This window comes from Aeromonas sp. FDAARGOS 1414 (genome assembly GCF_019047065.1).
Taxonomy (GTDB): Bacteria; Pseudomonadota; Gammaproteobacteria; order Enterobacterales; family Aeromonadaceae; genus Aeromonas; species Aeromonas veronii_A.
This window is the reverse complement of sequence record NZ_CP077210.1, coordinates 3,745,015-3,765,000: the sequence shown is the minus strand read 5'-3', so window position 1 is coordinate 3,765,000 and position 19,986 is coordinate 3,745,015. Positions and strand designations below refer to the sequence as shown.

The following is a 19,986-nucleotide window of genomic DNA, read 5'->3' as shown; positions in this document are numbered from 1 at the left end:
CTGCTGCCACTGCGCCTGCGTAATCCACTTGGCCCCTTTGCGGGAGATCAGCTGCAACTGTTTATCAGTCACCTTGTCTTTGGGATCCTTGTACTCGGCAGAGACCCTATGACTCAACCAGCCAGTGTCGAACTCCCCTTCCAGCTCAATCCCTTCAATGCGCGCCTTGCCAACGTTTTGTGGTGTCCACATCCCCTGACTGTTGGGAGCCCACTGGATCATCTGTTCGAAGTCATTGCGATAACCGGTGGCTCGCCACTCGACACCCGCAGTTTGACCATCCAGCATCAGCTCGCTGCTCTTCGACTCTTCCGGCTTCAGGTTAGGATTGCCAGAGCCCGGATAGTAGAGGTCATTAAAGGAGGGGGCGCGGAAACCGGTGCCATAGCGGGCGCTCAGGCGGTAATCCTCGACAAAACGCCAGCCTGCGCCAGTTTGCCAGGTGTTGTGACGACCAAACTGCTCGTTGTCATCACTGCGGCCGCTCAGCTCGGCCTGCCAGGTCTGGTTGTCAAACTGAGCAAGGGCATAGAGGCCGTTGTTGTCACGCTCTTTGGCGTCGGCCGGATACGTGGAGCCGGAGGAGCGGGAGCGATCATCCAGTCGATCACTCTGCCAATCGGCCCCGCCTCCCAGCGTCCAGCTCTCGTTCAATTTCAAGCTGTTGACCCAGTTCAGGCTGTACTGGCGGGTGTAGGTCCGGTTATTGGCCTGATCGCGGCCACTGTTGTCCTGATAGTCGTACGCATCCTGTTTGGAGAAGGCGCCACGCAACTCACTCAGATAGCGATCATCGTGATAGCGCGACCCCAGCTGATAGCTCTGGTTTTCAGTCCAGGTCTCGTTGCGCTGATGGGTGGCAGGCCCCCAGGCGGAAGCCGCAGAAGAGCGGTCGTACTGGGCGACATTGCGAAACCAGCGGGTCGTACCGAACAGATCCCAGTTGCTGCCGAGCGCCTGCTGATAATCGAGCATGGCGTTGTAACCCTGATGCCCGTGACGGTCACCATCGTTGATGCCGGGCAAGGGATGTACGTTGTAACCCTCTTCATCATCAAAACCGCCAGCTACCTTGAGCTGACCCGCCTCGCCCACCTGGCTGGTGCTACTGAAAGCAGCCTGTCGCTGTTGATGGGAACCGGCACCAATATTGAACTTGTGCTGATTTGTCCCCTTGTCGGGACGGGTAATGATGTTGATCACCCCACCGATGGCGTCGGAGCCGTAAATGGTGGCGCGCGGGCCGCGGATATACTCGATCCGCTCGACCTGATTGAGTGGCAGATTGTTCAGTTCGGTCATCCCGGCGGTCAAAGAGGCACTGCGCACCCCATCCACCAGCACCAGCGTCTGGGAAGAGGTGCCACCACGCACCCGCAGCGAGCTCATCTGGCCGCGGCCACCATTGCTGACCACTTCCACACCGGGCAGGGTCTTGACCACATCGGTCACGGTCTGGGCTTGCAGGCGATCGATCTCGTCCCGGGTCACCACATTGACCGGGGCAAGCACGCTGGAGGCAGGTTGGGCGACGCGGGTAGCGGTCACCACCATGGTGGGATTGACGGGAATGGTCAGCTGCTGGGCAAACGCCGCCGTCGGCAACAGGGCAGCCGCCAGAAATTTCTTCGACATGAGAGATCCTTAAGTTCGCGTAAGTATCTACTTCGTGGCCGGTTTCTCTCGGCCCGAAATACGAACTCTGGCAGGTCTTCGGGCTCGGGGGCTGATAGCCTACGGCGACGGCTTCCCGCCTGACGGCAGTGCCCTGATGTCGCTTCGTTCCCCCTTACCGCTGCGCGCCAGCTCCGGATTTTCACCGGATTCCCTATTAAGCATGATGCGCCAAAGCGGGAGGATTATAGGCAGAGCCAAGCTGGATGTATAGCCATCCAGATTTCTATTTCTTGTCAGCCAGCGCTGCCAGCCGCTGCTGGGCCCCCTCCATCACCGCCTGTACCCCTGGATGGGAGAGATGGCGCCCTGCCGAGACCAGATAATAAGAGAGGGTAACGTCGGTGAGGGTCGCAATTCGCTCCACTCCGTAGAGGCGACCAATCTCGTCAGCCATTGCCAGCGGTGCCGGGAAGATCCCCATCCCCGCCTTGCCGAACGACTTCATCAGGGTGGAGTCATCAAACTGTCCCACCAGATGGGGATGAATGCGCTGCTGGCGATACCACTCCAGCAGCCGATCGTGGGTGGCAGACTTCTCTCCGGGGATCAGCAACGGCAACCCCTCCAGCGAGGCGGGAAAGCCGTCCCGCGCCCGCGCCGCCAGCTCCGGGCTGGCAAACAGCGCCAGCGGGCTGCGCCCCAGCTCGTGGTTGTAGCCACGTACACCACTGTCGGGAGGAAGCGGGCGATCGATCAGCACCATATCCAGCTTGTGACGGGCCAGCTCGCTGAACAGCTGCTCGGCCCGCTCCTCATGACACACCAGCCGCAGCGGGGTCGCCAGCGCCATGGCGGGGGCCAGCAGCTCGAACGCCAGGGTACGGGGTACCGAGTCGGCGATCCCCACCTGCATGGTCAACTCCTGACTGGCGTGGCGCAGGGTGTGCTCCAGCTCGGCGCCGAGCGAGAAAATCGCCCCCGCCTGCTCCTGCGCTTGCCGTCCGGCGGCGGTCAGCACCAGACGCCGTCCCACCCGGTTGAACAGCGCCACACCGAGGGACTGCTCCAGCTCGGCCACCTGACCGCTGATGGTCTGCGGCGTGAGATGCAGCTGTTCGGCGGCCTGCGTCACGCTGCCGCAGCGCGCCACATGCCAGAAGTAGTAGAGCTGTTTGTAGTTGAGCATGCCGTCCCCAATCAGTTTTTACCGAACAACCATCAGCGAGAATCTGATTTTATCGAAACATTGCGGGCTCTAGCATGCAACCATTATCTGAACAGCCCTGCGAACCATCATGCTGGACGTTGTTGTACTCTTCTTTCTGTTTGGTCTGCTGGCCGGTCTGGTGCGCTCCGAGCTCAAACTGCCGCCTGCCCTCTACGACACCCTCTCCCTCTTTCTGCTTCTGGCCATCGGCCTCAAGGGCGGCGTCGGTCTGGCCCAGCAATCCCTGCAACCTCTGCTGCCACAACTGGCGCTGGTGATCCTGCTGGGCGTGGTGCAGACCCTGCTCGGCTTTGCCGTGCTGCGCCTCAAGATGAACCAGGTGGATGCCGCCGCCACTGCCGCCCACTACGGCTCGGTCAGCGTCGCCACCTTTGCGGTCGGGGTGAACTGGCTCACCGAACGGGGCATCAGCTTTGAATCCCAGCTCTCCATCTTCCTCGCGGTGATGGAGATCCCGGCCATTCTGGTGGGCATAGTGCTCGCCCGCGGCATCAGTCGCGAGACCCGCTGGCGCATGCTGGCCCACGAGACCTTCCTCGGCAAAGGGGTAACCCTGCTGCTGGGCGGCATGGCCATCGGCTATCTGGCCGGGCCGGACGGGATTGCCCCGCTCAAACCGCTGTTTGTCGACCTGTTCAAGGGGGCGCTGGCGCTGTTCCTGCTGGAGATGGGCCTCATCGTCGCCCGTCAGTGTCAGGACTTACGCAAGCATGGCTTCTTCCTGCTCGGCTTCGCCCTGTTGATGCCGCTCGCCTCGGCGGGACTGGGATTGGCAGCTGGCCAGCTGATGGGCCTCTCCCTCGGCGGACTGACCCTGCTGGCGACCCTGGCGGCCAGCGCCTCCTATATTGCCGTGCCGGCTACCATGCGCATCGCCGTGCCTCAGGCCAATCCGGGGCTGTCCCTCAGCGCCGTGCTGGGGGTCACCTTCCCGTTCAACATCATGCTGGGGATCCCGCTCTACCACAGCTGGGCCCGCCACTTCACGGAGTAGCCACATGCAGACCGAGACCCGCACCCTGCTGACCGTCATTACGGAAGCCAATCTGGAGCCGACCCTGCTGCGCACCCTCACCCGCGAGGGGCTGCGCGGCTACACCATCACAGATGCCCGCGGCCGAGGGGATCATGGCGAGCGCAACGCCAGCTGGAGCGAGAGCGGCAACATCCGGCTGGAGGCGATCTGCAGCCGGGAGCAGGCGGAGCGGCTGCTGGCCCACCTGCAGAGTCGTTACTACCCCGATTACGCCATGATCGCCTTTCTGCAACCGGTCGAAATCGTGCGACCCGAGAAATTCTGAGCCGGCTTGCCGGCTCTTTTTGTTCACCAAAAGCAAACGTTTAACATCAAGGATTAAGAGAAAATGAACACCCCCCCCCTGATCGGCTTGGTAATGGGCTCCGACTCCGACTGGCCCGTGCTGCAGGCTGCCGCCCGCATCCTCAAGGAGCACTGCGTGCCCTACGAGGCGCAGGTGGTCTCGGCCCATCGCACCCCGGATCTGCTGTTCGAATATGCCGCCACTGCCCGCGAGCGCGGTCTGCGCGCCATCATCGCCGGAGCCGGTGGCGCCGCCCACCTGCCGGGCATGGTCGCCGCCAAGACCACATTGCCGGTGCTGGGGGTGCCCATCCCCTCCCGCCATCTCAAGGGAATGGACTCGCTACTCTCCATCGTGCAGATGCCCAAAGGAGTGCCGGTCGCCACCTTCGCCATCGGCGAGGCGGGGGCTGCCAACGCCGCCCTGTTCGCGGTCTCCCTGCTCTCGGTCGCCCGGGATGACGACGCCCCCCGCTACCGGCAGCAGCTCAACGACTTCCGCACCCGCGAGCGCGACCGGGTGCTGGCGCTGCAACTGGAGGAGCCGACATGATCCTGCCCCCCGCCACACTCGGCATGCTCGGCGGCGGTCAGCTTGGCCGCTACTTTGTGATGGCCGCCCACCGCCTCGGCTACAAGGTGGTGGTGCTGGATCCCGACCCGGCCAGCATCGCCGGTGCCGCCGCCGATCACCATATTGTCGCCCCCTATGACGACACCGCAGCCCTGCACGAACTGGCCAGCTACTGCGAGGCCATCAGCTGCGAGTTCGAGAACGTGCCCGCCGCTACCCTGGCTCTGCTCGAAAAACAAAAGCCGGTGCGTCCGACCGCCAGCGCGGTGCGGGTCTGTCAGGATCGCCGCGAGGAGAAAGCCTTTCTGCGCGGAGCCAACATCACGGTCGCCCCCTATCTGGCGCTACTGCCGGAAGAGTCCATCCCCACACAAGCCAGCGAACTCTTACCCGCCATTCTCAAGACGGCCCGCGAAGGGTACGACGGCAAGGGACAGTGGCTGGTGAGCAATCTGGATGAGCTGGCGACGGCGCTGGCAGCCAGTGGCGTGCCCTGCGTGCTGGAAAAACGGCTGGCACTGGAGGGGGAATTTGCCCTGACCCTGGCCCGCAGTCCGAGCGGCGCCATCAGCGCCCTGCCGCTGGTGCAGAACTGGCACAGCGGTGGCATTCTGGACCAGACCCGCTCCCCGGCCAATGTGCCAACGCTGGAGCGCGAGGCCAAAGGGATCGCCGAGCACATCATCGCAGCCCTCGATTACGTCGGGGTGCTGACGGTGGAGTTCTTTCTGGTGGAAGGCCGACTGCTGGTCAACGAGCTGGCGCCCCGCCCCCACAACTCGGGTCACCCCAGCCTCGACAACGCCGAGTGCAGCCAGTTCGAGCTGCAGGTGCGGGCCCTGTGCGATCTGCCGCTGCCAGAGCAGATCGCCGCGCGGCCCGCCCTGTTAATCAACCTGCTGGGGGATCTCTGGCAGAACGGCACGCCCGACTGGGCCGCCCTGCTGGCGCAGCCCGGCCTGCATCTGCACCTCTACGGCAAGGGCGAATCCCGTCCCGGCCGCAAGATGGGCCATATCACGGTGACCGGTGACGACTGGCCAATGGTGGAGGATACCTGCCGCAAGGCCCGCCAGCAGCTGGGGCTAGCGCCACGCTGATCGAGCATCGGAAATGCAAAGACCCGGGCATGGCCCGGGTCTTTGCTATTGCTTGCTGTGGCAGGGAGCCTTGTCAGGCCCGTTCGGTGGTCAGCGCCACGGGAGCCGGCAGACGGATAGTGAGGGAGAGCACCAGCGCCACCACCAGCAACACCAGGATCAGGTGGAAGGTCGCCATAAAGCCGCCAAACAGGGAGGCCACGATGGAGCCGATGATGCTGCCCAGACCAAAGCCCAGATAGATGACGCCGTAGTTCTTGGTCAGGTTGTTGAGACCGAAGAAGTCGCTCACCAGCGAGGGGTAGACGGTGATGGTGCCGCCGAAACTGAAAGCCACACAGGCAACCGCCACAAAGAACAGGTTGGCATTGAGCGGCACGAACAGCAGCAGCGCCATGCCCGCCAGGGTAATCAGCTGGGCGATGGTGATGACCCGGATGCGGGACATCTTGTCGGAGAGGATCCCCAGCACCAGACGACCACCCAGGTTGGCCATGGCGATGATGGCGACGGCATTGGCAGCCACCACTGCTGGCAGACCCACCATCTTCTCGCCGATGTCCTTGGCCACGCCGATGACGTAGAGGCCGCTCATGCAGGCGGTGAGGAACATCAGCGCCAGCATCCAGTACTGCGGCTTGCGCATCGCCTCGGCCAGAGTGAAGTCACGGCTCTCGCTCTGCTGCACGGAGGCGGCCTGCTTGGGCGCATCCTTCATCAGCATGCCGCCCACCAGCACCATGGACATCGCAATCAAGCCCCACAGCTGGAAGGTGGTCTCAAGGCCGGAGCTGGAGAGCAGCAGCAGGTTGATGTATTTGAAACCGAGACTGCCGAGGCCATAGGCACCGATGGAACAGGCGGAGATCAGCCCCTTGCGCTCCGGGAACCACTTCACGCAGTTGGAGAGAGTCATCAGGTAGCCGGTACCGTCGGCAAAACCGACCAGAATGCCCGCGCAGAGGTAGAGCATCGCCAGATTGCTGGCATGGGCAGTGAGGAAGAAGCCGATGCCGAGCAGCACGCCGGCGCCCAGGGTCACGTTGCGCACACCGAATCGCTCCTGCAGCTTGCCCGCCATGGAGGAGGCGACCGCCAGCGAGAGGCTGAGCAGGCCGAAAGCGAAAGCGACCTGACTCACCGGCTCGTCCAGCTTGTCGGAGAGCTGGGCGTTGAACAGGCTCCAGGTGTAGACAGAACCCAGTGCAAACTGGGTGATGATGGTACCGATCAGTGTCAGGTACCGGGTGCGATTCATCTCTTTGGTCATGATGCGTCTCGGTCGATGGCCTTAAGGAAATTGAGGCCACTATAGGCAAGACGCAGTTCGCGCCGATCGATTAAGGCATGAAATGCAGATCGGCGGGAATGAATGACAATCAGAGCCGCATCAGCTGACGGAACGCCTTGATGTTGCTGCGACTGACCGGCACCTCGAACGGCAGATCATGGAGTCGGATGAGATAGGTGCTGTTGAACCAGGGGACGATTTCGCGGATCTTGTTGATGTTGACGCAGTAGGAGCGGTGGCAGCGGAAGAACCCCTCGGCAGGCAGCCGGCTGACAAACTCGCTGATGGTCATGGTCATCACGTAGCGATCGTCGCGGGTGTAGACATAGGTGAGCTTCTCGTCGGCCTCGGCGTAGTAGATCTGCTCGCAGGGGGTGACGATGATGCGCTCCCCCTTCACCAGATTGACGGTGCGATTGTGCGCTGCCCCCGGTTCGCTCCCCTGCCCCGCCTGCGACTTGCCCGCCTGCTCCAGCTTTTGCAGCAGGCTGATGAGGCGCGGCTCGTTGTAGGGTTTGAGGATGTAGTCGAACGCCTCCAGCTCGAACGCTTCCACCGCAAACTCCTTGTAGGCAGTGACGAAGACGATATGGGGCGGATGGCTCGACTTGTGCAGGTTCTTGGCCAGCAGCAGGCCGTCGATGGAGGGGATCTGGATATCCAGAAACACCACATCCACCTCGTGATCCTGCAAGTATTTGAACGCCTCCAACCCATCCTCGAAGCTCGCCACTATCTCGATCTGGCTGTGCTGATTCACCAGATAGATCAACTCCTCGCGAGCCAGATACTCGTCTTCCACAATGATCGCTTTCAGCATGACAACACCTCTCGCGGCACACACTTATCCTCAACCATGATGGCTCTCAGCATGGCATCGACTCCTGATCCGGCAGATAGAAACTCACTTCGGTACCCGGCTCCAGCCGCTTGAGGTGCAGGCCGTCGCCATAGAGCAGCTTGACCCGCTGATGCACGTTCATCAGGCCGATGCTGCGGCTCTCCACCCGACCGGCGGCCACCCCGTCGATCACCGCCTGACTGATGCCGTAACCTGTGTCCCGCACCGCCACCCGGATGCCACCCGCCAGCTGCTTCACCTCGATGGTGACCCGACCCGGCGCGCTGCGGGGCTGGATGCCGTGCAGGATGGCGTTTTCCACCAACGGCTGCAACAGCAGGCTCGGCACCTGAATGTGCACATCGTCCACCTCGAACACCACCTCCAGCTTGTCGCCGAAGCGGGCCTGCTCGATGGCCACGTAGTCGCGCACCTGCTGCAGCTCCTCCTGAATGTCGATCAGCTCATCCCCCTTGTTGAGGTTGTAGCGCAGGTAATCCGCCAGATTGGCGATCAGCTGGCGCGCCTGCTGGGGCCGGATGCGGATTAGCGACGAGATGGCGTTGAGGGCATTGAACAGGAAGTGCGGGTTGATCTTGCTCTGCAGCGCGGTGAACTCCGCCTTGCGGGTCATCTCCTTGAGCTGCTCGATGCGCGACACCTCCATCTGGGTGGAGATGAGCTGGGAGAGGCCCACCGCCATCTCTCGCAGCGAACTGGTGATGCTGTGGGTGCGGCGGTAGTAAATCTTGAGGGTGCCGCTCACCGAGCCGTTTTCCCGCAGCGGAATAATGATGACCGAGTGGAAATCGGAGAGGTGATACTGGCGCAGATCGTTGTTGATGATGATCTGGTCGAGCAGCACCGCCTGCTGGGTCATGCCGCTGATGGCGTGGTGCTCATCCAGTTCGTAATAGTCCTTGCCCACCCCGACATAGGCCAGCACGTCATGGGTATCTGTGATGGCCACCGCATCGGCGCTGATGTCGCGCCGGATCACATCGCACACCTGACTGAGGGAGTGGCGATCGATGTTCTGGAAGAAGGGCAGCGTCTTGTTGGCGATATCGAGCGCCAGCTTGGCCTGCTTGGCGGCAATCAGCTCCTTCTCGTCATCCAGATCCTGCACCAGCTTGATGATGAGGCCGATGCAGAGCGCCCCGGCGATCATCGGGTAAGCGATATGGCTGACGATCTCGACGCCCACCTCGTGCGGCTCGGTCAGCAGCCAGATGAGCAGCATGGTGAGCCCTTCACACAGCATCCCCGCCAGAATGCCGTAGAGCCAGAGCCGCGACTTGCGGCAGCGCAGATGCAACCAGGTGGCGAGCAGACCGGCGATGATGCTGGCGATAAGGCACGGGATGGAGGTGTGGCCATCCATGTCGATGAGGTAGCGGTGCAGGCCGGAGATAACCCCGGCCGGAATGCCGACCCAGGGGCCAAACAGGATGCCGCCGGAGATGATGGCGATGATCCGCACATTGATCAGCGCCCCCTCCACCGGAATGCCGGTGTAGGTACTGAACACTGCAAACAAACAGAAGATGGAGGCTACCAGCACCAGCTCAGCCGGGGTGTGATCCCGCTTCTGGAACAGCCGCTGGAACGGCCGGGTGCGGGTCAGGAAGAAGAGGGTCATCAGCATCAGCGCCGCCCGTTCGAACACCGCCAGCAGCATCATCTGATTTTCAAGCACAACTGTATTCCTGCATCAACCAAGAGTACTCCGGATCATATCCTATTTGCTGGCAATGTACTGATTTCGAAACAGGATGAAAGTGGCCTAACCGTACGAATAAAACGAAACCATGTCTATGGATAACGAGTCAGCACAAGTTACTGGCTACTAACTTGCCAGCTAAAAAAACAGCTCACGGTTAATGTAATGGCATCCGTCATCCAAGCTCCACGCACAACAAAATCCTCTATCAACCATACTTTTAGAGATAATTACCTGTACAGTGCAAAACTGAATATATTCAAAAGCCATCTCTGAATCCCAGCCTCAAAAACATCCTTTCAAAAATCATTGATGATTTATTTAACATAGGAAATAGTCTACTCAAGTAGACAATCTTAATTTCTCTACTCATCATTGAAGACTTGCCACTTTATTTTGCTATCTGTGAGATTGGTACCCTTGATACCAAGCTAACTTTTTGGAGCAAAAACATCATTTACCGCCTATAAAATGATAGGCGTGATGCACGCACCAGTAAAAATAAAATCCACTGAATTTTTAATCACCCTGATTGCTATACGCTTACTAAACACCACCAATTTAAATGAGTGACCGACTTCAGAAAGCAATTTAATATAAAAGATCTAAAAACAACATAAAATATATCAGTGCAAATAAGTTGTTATTTTCCTCGCTTTATCAAAAAAATCACAAGTTCAAACCAACATGCCAGTCACCATCATGAATCTCCAGGTACTTTGCATGCCAACCCTAAAGGGGTAGAAAGAATACAACAAAAAAACAAAATATATTAAATTACATAAAATACCATGACTTCCAACCCTCCTTTTCAACATCACAGGTAAAAGACAAAACCCTGTTTTTATTGGTATTTTTTTGTATTTTTAAATATTTTGAAAACCATCAACCCCGGTGATTAAATAACCACCAAAATCAGTCATCAACATGTCTCTGATGACGTGACACAACAATAAATCTTCTAATAAAAACTTATTTTTTTCTCAAAACCTGTTTCATTTCTGACAACCTTAGTCTTGTCAATAATGAAACTCTCAATTCAGATTAAAAAGGTAAAATATGAAAAAGGCAATTGTAGCTTCTGTATTGCTAGCTGTATTCTCTGGCGCCAGTTATGCTGAAAATAGTGCAACTCCAGCAGCAACTGATCAAGGCCATGGCGTGATCAAATTTATTGGTGCGATTGTAGATGCCCCCTGCTCTATCTCCCCGGAAAGCGTAGATCAAACAATTAATATGGGACAAATCTCCAACAGTGTACTCGAGCATCAAGGTGAGGGTCCTCTGCGTCCGTTCGATATTCATCTTGAAGGCTGCTCTCTTGATACCGCCAAAACTGCCGCGATTACCTTCAACGGCATTCCTGATGATACTGAGAAAAAACATTTAGCCATTAATGGTTTCGCAAAAGGTGCGGCTATCGCCATGATTAGCCAACTGGATGGTTCTGAAGTTGTTTTGGGCACCCCGACCAAAGCTGCCACTCTGGTTGAGGGTGACAATCACCTGAAATTTGGTGCCAAGTTGGTAAGCAATATCAAAGCGGGTGACGGCGAAAAAGCAATCCCGGGTGAATTTAGTGCAACCACTGATTTTATCATGACCTACCAGTAAATATTTAAATTTAATCAAACATTTATCCAGTAATTACGTGCAGGGAGGCGCGTTTCCTTTTGTTTACCTTATAAATTGAAATCTATGGAAAAATCTTTATTATCGTTGGCCATTTTTTTCATTTTTATGAGTGTGGCAAAAAGTTCTCACGCAGGTGATATTGAGTTCAATACTGACCTGTTGGATGTTAAAGATAAAGAAAGCATTGAATCAGGTGCTTTTAAACAGGCGGGTTATATTGTACCCGGTGAATACTCCATGCAAATGGTGGTAAACGATGCCTTTATTGGCGAGCGTAACGTCAAGTTTCAAGCAACCTCCAGCAACAGCTCACAGCTGTGTTTGACCGTTGCGCTGGCCAATGAATTGGGCCTTAAAAATCACGATCTGGAACGTCTGCTGACTAGTGGGAAGAGTGGCTCTTGCCTTAATCCTGACGTACTCGAAGGAATAGTGATCAAGGGCGATATCAGCAAAGACACGCTTCTCATTTCTGTCCCTCAAGCATATCGGGATTATGTGAGTGACTCCTGGGATCCCCCGTCACGTTGGGATGAAGGGGTCAATGGTGCCCTGCTCGATTATGGCATCAATCTGCAAGAGAACCATTCGACCCATGGTAATGGTGACACAACCAATGTCAGTGCCTATGGTGTGGCAGGTGTCAATATGGGGGCCTGGCGGCTGCGGGCTGACTGGCAGGGTCGTTATGAGCGTAACAAAGAGCAAGCAGGCTCCCAAAGTGAGCTAGATGTCAGTCGTGTGTATGCCTATCGCGCCTTACCCGAACTCAGCGCCAAGTTGACGATGGGCGAACTCGATCTGGGTAACTCCATGTTCGATAGCTTTCTGTATACAGGCGCCTCTGTAGTTAACGATGACAACATGTTGCCCCCCGACTTGCGTGGCTACGCCCCGGAAGTGGTAGGTATTGCCAAGACCAACGCCAAGGTGGTGATTAGTCAGCAAGGGCGCGTTATTTATGAAACGCAGGTGGCTTCCGGGCCATTTCGTATTCAGGATTTGAGCAGCGCAGTCAGCGGCACCCTGGATGTCAGAGTAGAGGAGCAGGATGGATCGGTGCAGACTTTTCAGGTCAACACCTCTCGCATCCCCTATCTCTCCCGACCAGGCTCGATACGCTACAAGTTCAATAGTGGCAAGATCAGCAGTCAACCCCATCGCTTGGATGGACCGGCCTTTGCCAGCAGTGAATTCTCTTGGGGCGTGAGCAATGGATGGTCACTGTTGGGAGGGGCTCTGCTCAGTGAGGGTTACGATGCACTCTCTGTCGGGGTTGGACGTGATTTGCTGCAATTAGGTGCTATCTCTTTCGATATCACTGAATCTCGTGCCCAGTTGGCAGAGGGCTCAAAAACTGGCAGCTCTTATCGAATCAACTATTCAAAGAACTTCGAAGAGTATGACAGCCAAGTGGCGTTTGCCGGTTACCGCTTCTCGGAGCGGGATTTTATGAACATGAATGACTTTATGGCCGCCCGCAAGATTGGCCAACCATACAGGGGCGGCTCCAGAGAACTTTATAACGTGAGGCTAAGCAAGCAATTCAAAGCAGCTCAGCTGGGAGCATATATCGATTACACCCATCAGTCTTACTGGTCCCAGACAGATAGTGAGCGTATCAGCCTCTCTCTGTCTCACTATTTTGATGTAATGGAGTGGCGTGGCCTGGCGACCTCGCTCACCACCTATCACAACGAGCAGGGCCGTCAGACTGATAATGGCATGTACTTCACACTGTCGATTCCCTTTGGGCTGAACAAACATGTGAGTTACAGCGCCTCAACCATGGGGGGCAAAACCACCAACAATATCAGCCTCTTCAACCGGGTGGATGACCGTAACAGTTACTCAGTCACGGCCTCAACCTCGCCAGCAGGTGAAAGCGCCAGCGGTTTCTATACCCACACTGGCGACAAAACCACCCTGATGGCCAACGTTAGTCACCAGGCAGGTAGTTCAATAGCCGCAGGGCTCTCCATCAATGGCGGAATTACTGCGACCAAAGAGGGGATTGCCATGCACCGGGTAGGCATGATGGGGGGCAGTCGTATCATGGTAGATACTGACGGGGCCAGCGGTGTGCCTGTACACACCGGCGGGCCAGTAACCTTCACGAATCAAAATGGCAAGGCGGTTGTAGCCGATATATCCAGCTACTATCGTCAACGAACCAGCATCGACATCGATCAATTGGGTGATGATGTTGAGCCTATTGGGACACCTATTTCCATGGGGACCCTGACCGAAGGAGCTATCGGTTATCGTCATTTCGATATGTTGTCGGGCGGCAAGCGCATGCTTGAACTGGTCAAAACAGATGGCAGCCCAGTTCCATTCGCCGCTGAAGTCGTCAATGACAAGGGGCAACAATTGGGGATGGTCGGTGATGATGGCATGGCCTATCTCGCAGGCCTGCATGAAGGAAGTCCTGTGGAGGCTCGCTGGGGCAGCGAGCAGCATTGCCGCTTTTATTTGCCATCACCGCTACCAGAAGTCTACACGACGGCGAGACTGACTTGTCAGTAATCGATTTTGTATAACCAGATTGAGATAAACCGATATGACCAAGAAACTGTTGTTCACTCTGCCTCTATTGCTAACCATGATGGCTAGCCAGGTTCAGGCTGCCGTCTCATTGGATCGTACCCGGGTGATCTACCCGGCGGGAGCCAATTCAATGAGCCTGACGATCCACAATAACAACAAAACACTGCCTTACCTGGCCCAGGCCTGGCTGGAAGATGCCAATGGCAACAAGATAAATAGTCCGTTCACCCTGTTGCCACCGGTTCAGCGGCTGGAGCCGGGTATGGAGAGCCTGGTCAAGGTGCAAGCATTACCCGCTGTCGCTCTGCTGCCCCAGGATAAAGAGAGCTTGTTCTACTTCAACTTGCGGGAGATTCCCCCTCGCAGCGACAAGCCAAACACCCTGCAGCTTGCACTGCAAACCCGGATCAAGTTCTTCTACCGCCCCGCAACTCTGCTGGTTGAGCCGGGCAGCAACCAAGCGCCGTGGCAAGAAAAAGTTACCCTGCAAGCGGTAGGAGGAAAATACCAGTTGACCAATCCGACCCCTTACTACATCTCCATTGTGGATGGGGCCCGCACACTCAATGCGGGTAGTACTACGGGATTTGAGCCAGTCATGATTGCCCCCAATAGCAGTGCCATGGTCAATCTTGGTGTGGCCCAGCTTGGCCAGCAACCCACTTTTACCTATGTGGATGACTACGGCGGCCGTCGAACCCTGAGCTACCGCTGCACCGGGATCTGCCATTTGTTGCCCGCTCAAGATGCAAAATAGAGAGATAAATATGTCGCCAGGCTCTTCTCCGCGCGCGGCCCACTCAGGTGTTCGTTACCTGTGGTTCATATTGATCACATTGCAGGGCATGCTTCTCCCGTCTCAAGCTCAGGCGGGGAGTGATAACTTGATGATTAATGTTGTCGCAGAGGTAGTCAATCAAGCCTGTTCGCTGCGCCCCGGTGATGAAACCATCACCGTCAACTTTGGCAATATCGTGAACAAAGAGTTATTGAGGGACAAACGCACACCAAGTAGAGAGTTTCAGCTTCATCTTGAAGAGTGTGACCCCGATATCTCCAAGGGTGTGAAGGTGACATTCAGTGGTCAAGGAGCGCCAGACAATCCGGACTTGCTGGCGCTGATGGGGGACAGTACCGCCAAAGGGATTGCCATCGGACTGGAGCATCAGGGAAAGGCATTACCCCTCAACAAAGCAAGCCGTGCATTGATGTTAACTGCTGGTGACAACGTACTGACCTTTGCGACCTATGTGCAATTGCTACCATCGGGACAAACGGGCTTGGTATCAGGTACGTTTAGTACAAGTGCCAACTTCAAGCTAGAGTATGAGTAAAGATACTGAGTTAAAATTAGAATCCACAGTGTTCCTTCTCGAGATTTTCGACGACCCCCCGTGGCTTACTAAATTTCTACATGCGGTGGTGGATAAGTCTTAAACTTAAGTTAAGCATCATGCTCCATGCTCTCTTAATAGCAATTTTTAGCACCTTATTAATATTTATGTGATACTGAGGTTATATGGTCTTTTTTTTCGAAATAATACGAGGTGTATTTAGCACCAGTGATTTTAAAAAACACCTTGGTTACTTTTGGTGCTTCATAACAAATGTTATGTTTGTTTTTTTACTTGGCATAACAAATACCTATGCATCTAGCCTTTCCATTTCTTTAACCGAAGCTCCAGGACTTACAACGAAAGGCGATCCATATATGAAAGCGGTAATTATTGGGGGAGATAATAATGATCTCACGCCTAATTTATGTGCTGGTAAGAAATGGGGTGATTGTTCCATATTAGCTTGGTTAGTTGAAAGGTCATGGCCAAACAAACAACTTGATGGGTATAAATCATATGATGCCGGTGGCATTAACTCAGAGTCATGGCGAAGCTGTGTAAATTCCAATGAAAATAAAACGTTAGGAAAGGTTATTTCTTGCTGGCGAAATAATGGCGTACTTCAGAGACCCTTATATGATACTATCGGTAGTCGTAGACTTAAATCAGGCCCTGATTTATGTCTTTTTTATGGAAGAGATATAGTACAATCAGCCTCATATCCTGGACCAATATCAAATTGCGTATCAGGTTATAAACCAGCTGAGAGTTGTAAATTTGGCCCTAACATTTCCATAAATGCAAAAGGTACAGCAAGCGAATTTAAAAATATGTCTGCAAGTGCAGAAAGTTACTTAGAGTGTACGAATACAACCTCAGGCACAATTAAATTAACCGATGAAAAAGGTCAATTGGTTTTAGATGGTGGAGGTTATTGTAATCTTGATTTAGGTTCTGGTCCAAATAAACCTCATAAGTTAACAGTGCAATATGGAATGCGGAAAAAAGTGATCGCTAAATGCCTATTTTCAGGCGTGAATACTCTAGGTTTACATCGAGGTGCGGGAATAATTGTATTTACGGTAGATTAAATGCCCAGAAAATTTGGAAGTGCTGCTTCGGCTCGTTACATATAAAGTAAAGATTAAGTTATAATTTGATATCACTTTGACGCTGATATCAGATTGTAACTTGACACATACGCTTTATATATTAGCTTTTACTTATAACTCCATATCAAAACAAGCATTATTATTCTGACTTTATTAACATCTCATTACCGATAATTCTATTTATAAAACAATGTGTCAGTCATTTCTCTATCTGGCGACAAGTAATCATCCATATTAATGAGACACTCAACTTTCTTAAAGTACTAACTATTTTTACCATTGAATACTTTTGTATAAAATAAAACCCCACCAAAAAGACTTGTTACATGAACAATCTCATTTTTTATCTTAATTGTGCGCAAATAAGCATCATCCTGTGTAAATTGATCAAAAATGGTATAAATTTGAGGATCGGCTTGCAAAATATCTTGCTGTATCGATTTGACCTTCAATGACTTATTCTCAAGATGTCTCAAACCATTCTCATAAAAATGCACGCGAGAAATCTTTTTTATTTCAAACACCATGTTTTGCTTTGCATCGTTAAACATCAAATCTTGAGCCCATGCGGCTTGTTCAACATTATCATTATCAATGCCGGTAGTTTTGATCAACATATAACCGATATAGTCTGCTTTAATCTGGCATGGGCGATAGAATCTCAAACGCACAAATCCCATCCCAGGAATATCGTGTACATTGATCGGTGAAACAGCTTCAAGATTAATATTCTGAGCAATGCATTCCAGCTGTTTCTTTATGTCCAGCCGCTCATCCATTAAAAATGTTTTTTGCCAAACTATATTATCCTTTATATTAAAGTCCAAATATGAGAATGCATCTTTTGATGCAAGAGCATAAAAGTTTCGGTCTTTTTTTATCAACTTTTCAATATATTTATACTCGTCAGGGGAACGAATATCCTCTGTATACATAACAATACGATTAACACTTGGTGTTGCTAATTCCTTTATCTTTTCAAGCTTTCTAAATTCTAATGAAACCTCATCTTTTTCTGTCAAAATATAATATGATGTAATAGCTGAAATGACAGTAACAATAAAAACAAAGAACATTAATATATATTTATCAAGTCGACCGCGATCAAAGAGTCTTTGTTCCTCGTTTGCATCAACATCATCGGATTCCTCAGTCTTTGTGATCACCTCCGTACGGTGTGACAATTCATCACCATGACCAAGTTCAACCTCCAACTTGAAAATGTAACCCACACGAGGAATTGTTTCTATAGAATTGAAAATCCCGATAGACTCAAACTTCCTACGTAGTAGAAGAATTGTTTTGTTGAGACTAATATCCCTGCTTTCTGTTTCACCCCAAATATCATCAAGTATTTTTTTTCTTTCAACAACTCGCAGACTATTATCACAAAGCACTTCCAGCAATACGGTTTCTTTTTGACTGAGCTTTATTTCTTTCTCGTCAAGAATAATTCTGTATGTCTCAGGTTCAAATATGAACGTGTCGTTATACTTATATTGCTTTGTCATGATTTTATTTAATCTCAACGTTCTGTTGAACTACATTGTATATGATTTTATATACCTTAGAGGAATTTTCTAGGGAATGCGGTAACACGTAATCATGAACAGATAACTGTAGGCACAGCCCCAAGCCGACATACTCGGCCCCCAGTATGTCGGCAATGAAGAACCACACTTATACATAATGTTCTCTTGGGCTCTCCAACAGGGGATATACCCGAATTAGCAGTACTGCCCGGCCACCCAACCGGAAGACCAGGCCCACTGGAAGTTGTAGCCACCGAGCCAGCCGGTCACATCCACCACTTCACCGATGAAGTAGAGGCCCGGTACCTTGCGCGCTTCCATGGTCTTGGAGGAGAGCTCGTTGGTATCGACGCCACCCAGGGTCACTTCGGCGGTGCGATACCCCTCGGTGCCGTTGGGCAGGATCTGCCAGTCACCCAGCAGGTTGGCCACCGCTTCCAGTTCCCGCTCGTTGTACTGGCGCATCGGCTTGCTGACCAGCTGACCCAGCTCCACCAGCTTGTCGACGAAGCGCTTTGGCAGCTCGCGCCCCAGCACGGTTTTCAGCTCCTGCGCCGGGTGCGCCTGCGCCCATTCACGCAGGGCAGCCGGAATATCCAGCTCCGGCAGCAGGTTGATGTGGATCTTCTCGCCGGCATGCCAGTAGGAGGAGATCTGCAGGATGACGGGACCGGAGAGGCCGCGATGGGTGAACAGCATCGCCTCCTTGAAGCGGGTGCCATCCTCGGCAGTCACCGCTACCGGCAGGCTGATGCCCGCCAGATCGGTGAACGCCTCTTTCTCGGCCTGATGGAGGGTAAAGGGCACCAGACCTGCGCGGGTCGGCAGCACCTTGAGGCCGAACTGCTCCGCCAGTCTGAAGCCGTAAGGGGTAGCGCCCAGCTTGGGCATGGAGAGACCGCCGGTCGCCACCACCAGCGAGTGGCAGCCGATCTCACCCTTGCTGGTGGTCAGCACGAAGCCCTCGTCCTGTTTGCTGACAGTGAGGATCTCGGTCTGGAACTGCAGGGCCACCCCGGCCCAGTCGCACTCGGTGAGCAGCACATCGACGATCTCCTTGGCACTCTCGAGACAGAACAGCTGCCCCAAAGTGCGCTCGTGATAGTTGACCCCGTGGCGATCCACCAGATCGATGAAATCCTGCTGGGTGTAGCGGGCCAGCGCCGACTTGCTGAAGTGGGGATTCTCCGACAGGTAGGCGTGAGCGCCCGCCTGATGGTTGGTGAAGTTGCAGCGGCCACCGCCACTGATGAGGATTTTGCGGCCCGGCTTCTTGGCGTTGTCGAGCACCAGCACGGAGCGGCCACGGTAGCCCGCCTGCGCTGCACACATCAATCCGGCCGCACCGGCCCCGATCACCACCACATCGACCTGCTTCATCATCACTCACTTATCAAAAATAGAAACGGCACCTGGCCAGAACCGAGATTGCCTCTGGCGGAACACAACCATAGTGGCTGCCCACCAGAATAAACAACGGCCCTTAAAAGGGCCGTTATTGTACTGGCTGAACACTAAGTGTCCACGACTATCAGGCGTTGCTGTCCATGATGCTGGCAGGGGCGCCCTTGGCCAGTTCGGCCAGCTCCTTGTCGATGAAGTAGAGGCCTTTGCCATCTTCACCCACCAGACCCAGACGGTCGACGATGCTCTTGAACAGCTTCTCCTCTTCATGCTGCTCGGCCACATACCACTGCAGGAAATTGAAGGTGGAGTAGTCTTGGGTAGTGAAGGCTACGTGGGCCAGACCATTGATACACTTGGTGATGTGGTACTCGTGCTCCAGGGTGGTACGGAACACGTCACCCAGCGACTTGAACTCGTGGGGAGGGGCATCGATGGCACCCAGCTTGGGCATGGCACCGGTCTCGCTCACATAGGTGAACAGACGCTCCATGTGCTGGCGCTCCTCGACCGCGTGCTGGCGCAGGAAGGTCGCCGCCCCTTCAAAGCCCTTGTCTTCGCACCAGGCGCTCATCTGCAGATAGAGATTGGAGGAGTAGAACTCCAGGTTAATCTGCTCGTTCAACTTCTCGATCATGGCTTGGGCCAGCATCTTGTTTCTCCTCAGTGATTTGGTATCGATTGTCGCCACACTCCCGCCGCGAATCAACCCGCCAACGAG

Annotated in this window: 17 protein-coding genes and 1 riboswitch (1 of these 18 only partly in view); of the genes, 9 read left to right on the top strand and 8 right to left on the bottom strand. The window is 54.2% G+C overall.

What is annotated here, in order from left to right; translation table 11 throughout:
* Together I6L44_RS17045 and I6L44_RS17040 are read right to left on the bottom strand one after the other, a co-directional pair.
* Positions 1–1,635, bottom strand: partial view of a TonB-dependent receptor gene (locus I6L44_RS17045; RefSeq protein WP_216952590.1) — the 5' portion only. The gene continues 231 nt to the left of window position 1, outside the view; the window shows 1,635 of its 1,866 coding nt (coding positions 1–1,635); its start codon is at positions 1,633–1,635; its stop codon lies off the left edge, out of view.
* A 51-nt stretch (positions 1,636–1,686) separates the two neighbouring features.
* A riboswitch (cobalamin riboswitch) is annotated at positions 1,687–1,865 on the bottom strand.
* 35 nt (positions 1,866–1,900) lie between these two features.
* A complete protein-coding gene (locus I6L44_RS17040; protein ID WP_216952588.1) occupies positions 1,901–2,803 on the bottom strand; it encodes a LysR family transcriptional regulator in 903 nt (300 codons plus the stop codon).
* 109 nt (positions 2,804–2,912) lie between these two features.
* Between I6L44_RS17040 and I6L44_RS17035 the strand changes: the two genes are divergently transcribed.
* From I6L44_RS17035 to I6L44_RS17020, 4 genes are all read left to right on the top strand, one after another.
* Positions 2,913–3,839: a sodium-dependent bicarbonate transport family permease gene (locus I6L44_RS17035; RefSeq protein ID WP_216952586.1), complete on the top strand. Its 927-nt coding sequence runs from the start codon at positions 2,913–2,915 to the stop codon at positions 3,837–3,839.
* A 4-nt stretch (positions 3,840–3,843) separates the two neighbouring features.
* Positions 3,844–4,146, top strand: coding sequence for a hypothetical protein (locus tag I6L44_RS17030; RefSeq protein ID WP_005321666.1), 303 nt, complete (start codon positions 3,844–3,846; stop codon positions 4,144–4,146).
* A gap of 63 nt (positions 4,147–4,209) precedes the next feature.
* Positions 4,210–4,719, top strand: coding sequence for a 5-(carboxyamino)imidazole ribonucleotide mutase (gene purE / locus I6L44_RS17025; protein WP_216952579.1), 510 nt, complete (start codon positions 4,210–4,212; stop codon positions 4,717–4,719).
* The gene (locus I6L44_RS17020) at positions 4,716–5,840 is read left to right on the top strand and encodes a 5-(carboxyamino)imidazole ribonucleotide synthase (protein WP_216952577.1); all 1,125 of its coding nucleotides are present in this window, start codon (positions 4,716–4,718) and stop codon (positions 5,838–5,840) included. Before purE ends, I6L44_RS17020 begins: the two co-directional genes overlap by 4 nt.
* Positions 5,841–5,913: 73 nt before the next feature.
* Here the strand turns inward: I6L44_RS17020 and I6L44_RS17015 are convergent, their stop codons facing one another.
* The 3 genes from I6L44_RS17015 to I6L44_RS17005 all read right to left on the bottom strand — a co-directional run bounded on the left by I6L44_RS17015 (position 5,914) and on the right by I6L44_RS17005 (position 9,671).
* Positions 5,914–7,110 carry an MFS transporter gene (locus tag I6L44_RS17015; RefSeq protein WP_019446255.1) on the bottom strand — a complete coding sequence of 399 codons (1,197 nt, stop codon included), beginning with the start codon at positions 7,108–7,110 and terminating at the stop codon, positions 5,914–5,916.
* 109 nt (positions 7,111–7,219) lie between these two features.
* On the bottom strand, positions 7,220–7,951 hold the full coding sequence (locus tag I6L44_RS17010) for a LytTR family DNA-binding domain-containing protein (protein WP_042082207.1): 732 nt from the start codon (positions 7,949–7,951) through the stop codon (positions 7,220–7,222).
* 46 nt (positions 7,952–7,997) lie between these two features.
* Positions 7,998–9,671, bottom strand: a complete 1,674-nt coding sequence (locus tag I6L44_RS17005) for a sensor histidine kinase (protein ID WP_162517188.1) — start codon at positions 9,669–9,671, stop codon at positions 7,998–8,000.
* 1,083 nt (positions 9,672–10,754) lie between these two features.
* On the opposite strand from I6L44_RS17005, the gene I6L44_RS17000 reads away from it, so the two are divergent.
* From I6L44_RS17000 to I6L44_RS16980, 5 genes are all read left to right on the top strand, one after another.
* A complete protein-coding gene (locus I6L44_RS17000; RefSeq protein WP_216952575.1) occupies positions 10,755–11,309 on the top strand; it encodes a fimbrial protein in 555 nt (184 codons plus the stop codon).
* Between the two features lie 84 nt (positions 11,310–11,393).
* On the top strand, positions 11,394–13,859 hold the full coding sequence (locus tag I6L44_RS16995; RefSeq protein WP_216952573.1) for a fimbria/pilus outer membrane usher protein: 2,466 nt from the start codon (positions 11,394–11,396) through the stop codon (positions 13,857–13,859).
* A 34-nt stretch (positions 13,860–13,893) separates the two neighbouring features.
* A complete protein-coding gene (locus I6L44_RS16990; RefSeq protein ID WP_216952570.1) occupies positions 13,894–14,637 on the top strand; it encodes a fimbria/pilus periplasmic chaperone in 744 nt (247 codons plus the stop codon).
* Between the two features lie 130 nt (positions 14,638–14,767).
* On the top strand, positions 14,768–15,214 hold the full coding sequence (locus I6L44_RS16985; protein WP_216954480.1) for a fimbrial protein: 447 nt from the start codon (positions 14,768–14,770) through the stop codon (positions 15,212–15,214).
* Positions 15,215–15,399: 185 nt separating this feature from the next.
* Complete coding sequence (locus I6L44_RS16980; RefSeq protein WP_216952568.1) at positions 15,400–16,308, top strand: hypothetical protein; 909 nt, start codon at positions 15,400–15,402, stop codon at positions 16,306–16,308.
* Positions 16,309–16,592: 284 nt separating this feature from the next.
* Here the strand turns inward: I6L44_RS16980 and I6L44_RS16975 are convergent, their stop codons facing one another.
* From I6L44_RS16975 to ftnA, 3 genes are all read right to left on the bottom strand, one after another.
* The gene (locus I6L44_RS16975) at positions 16,593–17,840 is read right to left on the bottom strand and encodes a winged helix-turn-helix domain-containing protein (protein ID WP_216952567.1); all 1,248 of its coding nucleotides are present in this window, start codon (positions 17,838–17,840) and stop codon (positions 16,593–16,595) included.
* A gap of 216 nt (positions 17,841–18,056) precedes the next feature.
* Positions 18,057–19,241: an NAD(P)/FAD-dependent oxidoreductase gene (locus I6L44_RS16970; protein WP_216954478.1), complete on the bottom strand. Its 1,185-nt coding sequence runs from the start codon at positions 19,239–19,241 to the stop codon at positions 18,057–18,059.
* A gap of 151 nt (positions 19,242–19,392) precedes the next feature.
* Positions 19,393–19,917 (bottom strand): non-heme ferritin, encoded by a 525-nt coding sequence (gene ftnA, locus I6L44_RS16965; protein ID WP_005339225.1) that lies wholly within the window; start codon positions 19,915–19,917, stop codon positions 19,393–19,395.
* Positions 19,918–19,986: the final 69 nt, after the last annotated feature.